We start from the raw sequence: 5,071 nt of genomic DNA, 5'->3' as shown, positions 1-5,071 counted from the left end.
GGGTTGGTCTGTGTTCAGTCGTATTGGTCGTGTCTTGAAAAGTGTATGGCTCGGATAAACAGATTTTGTAACTTAATTTCTGTCGATCGGCTTCTTAGAATGGCAGGTTTCACCGTCCTGACTTCGAGTTGAACATGCCTGGCCCACGCCGTTTTCCGTTGCCGTTGATCGCTGCCTTTTTCGCCTTGTACGTTATCTGGGGTTCGACCTACCTGGTGATTCGCATCGGCGTCGAGCATTGGCCGCCGTTGCTGCTGGCCGGGATTCGTTTTGTGATCGCCGGGTCGTTGATGTACGGCTTCTTGCGGTGGAAGGGCGCGCCGGCGCCGACCTGGGCGCAATGGAAGGCCGGGGCGCTCATTGGCGTGTTGCTGCTGACCTTTGGCAATGGTGCGGTGAGCATCGCCGAGCACACGGGCGTGGCGTCGGGCGTGGCAGCGTTGGCCGTGGCGACGGTGCCTTTGTTTACCTTGCTTTGCGGATATTTCTGGGGCGCGCGCAATACCCGTCTCGAGTGGGCCGGGATTGTGTTGGGGTTGATCGGCATCGCCATGCTCAACCTGGGTTCCAACCTGCAATCGAGCCCGTTGGGGGCGGCTTTGCTGGTATTCGCGGCGGCCTCCTGGGCCTTTGGCTCGGTGCTGAGCAAACACCTGCCGTTGCCGGCGGGGGCGATGGCCAGCGCGGTGGAAATGCTGGTGGCCGGCGTGGTGCTGCTGATTGGCAGCTTCGCCAGTGGTGAGCGCCTGGACCACGTGCCGCCGCTGGAAGGTTGGTTCGCGTTGGTCTATCTGATCGGGTTCGGTTCGATCATCGCCTTCAACGCCTACATGTACCTGCTCAAGCATGTGCGCCCGGCGGCGGCCACCAGCTATGCCTACGTCAACCCGGCGGTGGCGGTGTTACTGGGGATCGTCTTCGCGGGAGAAACCATTGGCATCGAAGAAGCCTTGGCGATGCTGGTGATCATCAGCGCCGTGGTGTTGATCGGGTTGCCGCAGTGGCGCAAGCCCAAGCCTGCACCGGCCGAATCCTGATTTAGGGTAAACTGCCGCGCATTGCACACCCTGCGCTGATTTTTCCTACGGTATCTCCATGACTTTCGCCACCCTTGGCCTGATCGAACCCCTGCTGCGCGCCCTCGACACGCTCGGCTACCAGACTCCGACGCCGGTCCAGGCCCAGGCCATGCCGGCCGTGCTCGCCGGGCGCGACCTGATGGCCGCGGCCCAGACCGGCACTGGCAAGACCGCCGGTTTTGCCGTGCCGCTGTTGCAGTTGCTGACCACCGAAGGGCCGAAAGTCGCCGCCAACTCGGTGCGTGCGCTGATCCTGGTACCGACCCGCGAACTGGCCGAGCAGGTCCACGAAAGCGTGCGCCAATACGCGCAGAACCTGCCCTTGAGCACCTACGCTGTGTACGGCGGCGTCAGCATCAACCCGCAGATGATGAAGTTGCGCAAAGGTGTCGACCTGCTGGTCGCCACACCGGGCCGCTTGCTCGATCTGTTCCGCCAGAACGCGCTGAAGTTCAACCAGTTGCAGACCCTGGTGCTGGACGAAGCCGACCGCATGCTCGACCTCGGTTTCTCCGAGGAACTGGCGAACATCTACAAGGCGCTGCCGAAGAAGCGCCAGACGCTGCTGTTCTCGGCGACCTTCTCCGATGCGATCCGGCTGTTGGCCGGGCAGATGCTCAACGACCCGCTGAGCATCGAAGTGAGCCCGCGCAACGTGGCTGCCAACACCGTCAAGCAATGGGTGGTGACGGTGGACAAGAAGCGCAAGCCGGAGCTGTTCATTCATCTGATGCGCAAGCACAAGTGGAAACAGGTGCTGGTGTTCGCCAAGACCCGCAACGGCGTCGATGCGCTGGTGGAAAAACTCCAGGGCCTGGGTGTCAATGCCGATGGCATCCACGGCGACAAACCCCAGGCGACCCGCCAGCGTGCGCTGGACCGCTTCAAGGCCAGCGAAGTGCAGATCCTGGTGGCCACCGATGTCGCTGCCCGTGGCCTGGATATCGAGGATTTGCCATTGGTGGTGAACTTCGACCTGCCGATTGTTGCCGAGGATTACATCCACCGCATCGGCCGCACGGGCCGGGCGGGCGCCAGCGGGCAGGCGATTTCCCTGGTCTGCGCCGATGAAGTGAATCTGCTGTCGGCCATCGAGACCTTGACCCGTCAGGCATTGCCCCGGCAGATGGAACAGGATTTCGAACCTGAGCACCGCGTGCCGGAGACCGATGCCAGCGGCCAGGTGATCAAGAAACCGAAGAAGCCGAAGAAACCGAAAACCCAGGGCAGTGGCGGCAAGCGCAACCTGGGCAAGTGGGTGGACAGCGGCGATTCGGGGCCGGTGGAACCGTCGGTCAAGCCTGTGCGAAAAGTGCCGGTGTTCAATACCGGGCCGCGTAAGCGTAAGCCTTGATACTTGTAGGAGCTGTCGAGCGAAGCGAGGCTGCGATCTTTTCCCAGACACTTGAATCTCAAGCAAAAGATCAAAAGATCGCAGCCTCGCTTCGCTCGACAGCTCCTACAGGTTCAACCGTGTAAACGTTCAACCGTTCAAGAATCCCAGCATTCCTGAGCCCGCCGCCCGGCCACTGGCAAAGCAGGCCGTGAGCAGGTAGCCGCCGGTTGGCGCTTCCCAGTCGAGCATCTCTCCTGCGCAGAAAACGCCGGGTAACTGCTTGAGCATCAGCCGTTCGTCCAGGGCTTCGAAGGTCACGCCCCCGGCGCTGCTGATGGCTTCGTCCAGCGGACGGGTTTTCACCAGCGTGACCGGCAAGGCCTTGATCGCTTGCGCCAGTCGCGCCATGTCGGCGAAGCAATCGGCAGACGTCAGCTCGCGCAATAACGCCGCCTTGACCCCGTCGATCCCCAACTGGCTGTGCAAGTGCTTGGCCATCGAGCGAGAACCGCGTGGCTTGTTCAGGGCCTGAAGGATTTTATCCACAGGCCGGCCCGGCAGCAGGTCCAGATGAATGGTCGCGTGGCCGTGCTGGTTGATGGCCTCACGAATCGCTGCCGACAGCGCATAGATCAGGCTGCCTTCGAGTCCGGTGGCGGTGATGACGCATTCGCCCAGGCGAGGCACATCGTCGTTGAGGCCGATGGCGATGTTCTTCAGCGGGGCGCCGGCGAATTTGCTGATCATCAGGTCGCTCCAGGCCGCCACGTCGAACCCGCAGTTGCTCGGCTGCAACGGCGCAAGGGCCACGCCGCGCTGTTCCAGGGGCAGCATCCAGGCGCCGTCGGAGCCCAGGCGTGACCAGCTACCGCCGCCCAATGCCAGTAACGTTGCGTCAGGCTTAAGGCTCTTCTCGCCCTCCGGGCTGGCGATGCGCAGGCTGCCGTCGGGGTTCCAGCCGAGCCAACGGTGGCGGGTGTGGATCGCCACGCCGGCCTCACGCAGGCGCTTGAGCCAGGCGCGCAGCAGCGGGGCGGCTTTCATGTCGGTTGGAAATACCCGTCCCGAGCTGCCGACGAAGGTGTCGATGCCCAGGCCATGAATCCATTCGCACAGCTCATTTGCGCCGAATGCCCGCAGCAGCGGGGCGATATTCGGCGTGCGTTCGCCGTAGCGGGACAGGAACGCCGGGAAGGCTTCGGAGTGGGTGATGTTCATGCCGCCGACGCCGGCCAGGAGAAACTTCCTGCCCACCGAGGGCATGCCGTCGTACAGCTCGACCTGGACGCCGGCCTGGCTCAACACCTCGGCCGCCATCAGGCCAGCAGGGCCGCCGCCGATGATGGCGATGTTTAGGGTGGGGGGCTGGGTGGTCGAGGTCATGATTTGGACTGCGGGGGCTGGAATAGGCGGGGCATTCTATCAGCACAGATCCCTGTGGGAGCGAGCTTGCTCGCGATAGCGGAGGATCAGCCACATCAATGCCGCTGACACACCGCTATCGCGAGCAAGCTCGCTCCCACAGGGGTATGTAAGTGTTGTTGAGAGTTCTGATCAAAAAACAGCCAGGCATTTGTACGCTACAGACGACATAGCCTGTAGGCCGTTTCGCTCAGGTTATCCACAGGCCGCTCCACAGGCATTGTGGGTAAAGCCCAGACTTCAATGACATCCTGATGACATCCAGACCTTTTGCGCGCTGTGGTGCAGGATCCCGTGGCGTCGGGCGAGGGCCTTGCGGTCCTTGCTGTAGCCGCCACCGATCACGCCGACGACGGGGATGTCTCGCCCGAGGCAATGGCGCATCACGCTTTCGTCCCGGGCGGCGAGGCCTTCGTCGGTCAGTTTCAGGTAGCCGAGGGCGTCGTCCTTGTGCACATCGACGCCAGCGTCATACAGCACCAGGTCCGGCTGGTAGAGCGGCAGCAGGTAATTGAGCGCATCGTCCACGACTTTAAGGTAAGCGGCATCGTCCATGCCCATCGGCAGCGGAATGTCCCAATCGCTTTGCGCCTTGCGCGCCGGAAAATTCTTTTCGCAGTGCAGGGAAACTGTCACGGCGTCCGGGGTGTCATGGAGTATTCGAGCAGTACCGTCGCCCTGGTGCACGTCGCAGTCGAAAATCAACACCCGCGAGACGCGACCGGTGGCCAGGAAGTAGCGGCTGATCACCGCCAGGTCATTGAAAATGCAAAAGCCGGCCGGGTGGTCATAGTGGGCGTGATGGGTGCCGCCGGCCAGATGACAGGCCAACCCGTGTTCGAGGGCCTTTTCGGCGGCCAGGAGCGAGCCACCCACCGCGCGTACCGTTCGCCGGGCCAGGGCTTCGCTCCAGGGCAGGCCAAGTCGCCGTTGGTCTTCGCGAGACAACTCGCCGCCCATGTAGCGTTCGATATAAGCGCGGTCATGGGCCAGGGCGAGGATATTTGGCGGGCACAGGGCGGGACGCAGCAGGTCCGCATCCGTCGTCAGGCCACTTTCTACCAGGTGGTCGCGCAGCAGGCGGAACTTGTCCATGGGGAAGCGGTGATCCGCTGGGAACTCGGGGCTGTAGTCTTCGTGATAGATCAGCGGCAAAGGCATAGTGTTTTCAGCGGTGAGTGAGTGAAGGATCCTACCAGCGATGTAGGCTGTGCACGAAAAGTGCCTGCGCGAC

At 62.5% G+C, this 5,071-nt stretch carries 4 protein-coding genes; 2 read left to right on the top strand and 2 right to left on the bottom strand.

What is annotated here, in order from left to right:
• Positions 1 to 134 precede the first annotated feature (134 nt).
• The gene (gene yedA / locus OC610_RS20840) at positions 135 to 1,037 is read left to right on the top strand and encodes a drug/metabolite exporter YedA (protein ID WP_264430385.1); all 903 of its coding nucleotides are present in this window, start codon (positions 135 to 137) and stop codon (positions 1,035 to 1,037) included.
• A 58-nt stretch (positions 1,038 to 1,095) separates the two neighbouring features.
• Positions 1,096 to 2,433 (top strand): DEAD/DEAH box helicase, encoded by a 1,338-nt coding sequence (locus tag OC610_RS20835; RefSeq protein ID WP_264430383.1) that lies wholly within the window; start codon positions 1,096 to 1,098, stop codon positions 2,431 to 2,433.
• Positions 2,434 to 2,562: 129 nt separating this feature from the next.
• Here the strand turns inward: OC610_RS20835 and OC610_RS20830 are convergent, their stop codons facing one another.
• Positions 2,563 to 3,798 carry a TIGR03862 family flavoprotein gene (locus OC610_RS20830; RefSeq protein ID WP_264430382.1) on the bottom strand — a complete coding sequence of 412 codons (1,236 nt, stop codon included), beginning with the start codon at positions 3,796 to 3,798 and terminating at the stop codon, positions 2,563 to 2,565.
• Between the two features lie 279 nt (positions 3,799 to 4,077).
• Entirely contained in the window at positions 4,078 to 4,998 is a 921-nt protein-coding gene (locus OC610_RS20825; RefSeq protein WP_264430380.1) for a histone deacetylase family protein, read from the bottom strand.
• Positions 4,999 to 5,071 lie beyond the last annotated feature (73 nt).

The sequence above is a fragment of the Pseudomonas agronomica genome (assembly GCF_025917275.1).
GTDB lineage: Bacteria > Pseudomonadota > Gammaproteobacteria > Pseudomonadales > Pseudomonadaceae > Aquipseudomonas > Aquipseudomonas agronomica.
Note: the sequence above shows the minus strand (reverse complement) of the source record. Positions and strands in the feature narration are given on the sequence as shown.

Excerpts from the sequence above, each read along its gene's own strand:
- yedA (WP_264430385.1), top strand. The coding sequence starts at position 135 with ATGCCTGGCCCACGCCGTTTTCCGTTGCCGTTGATCGCTGCCTTTTTC.
- OC610_RS20835 (WP_264430383.1), top strand. The coding sequence starts at position 1,096 with ATGACTTTCGCCACCCTTGGCCTGATCGAACCCCTGCTGCGCGCCCTC.
- OC610_RS20830 (WP_264430382.1), bottom strand. The coding sequence starts at position 3,798 with ATGACCTCGACCACCCAGCCCCCCACCCTAAACATCGCCATCATCGGC.
- OC610_RS20825 (WP_264430380.1), bottom strand. The coding sequence starts at position 4,998 with ATGCCTTTGCCGCTGATCTATCACGAAGACTACAGCCCCGAGTTCCCA.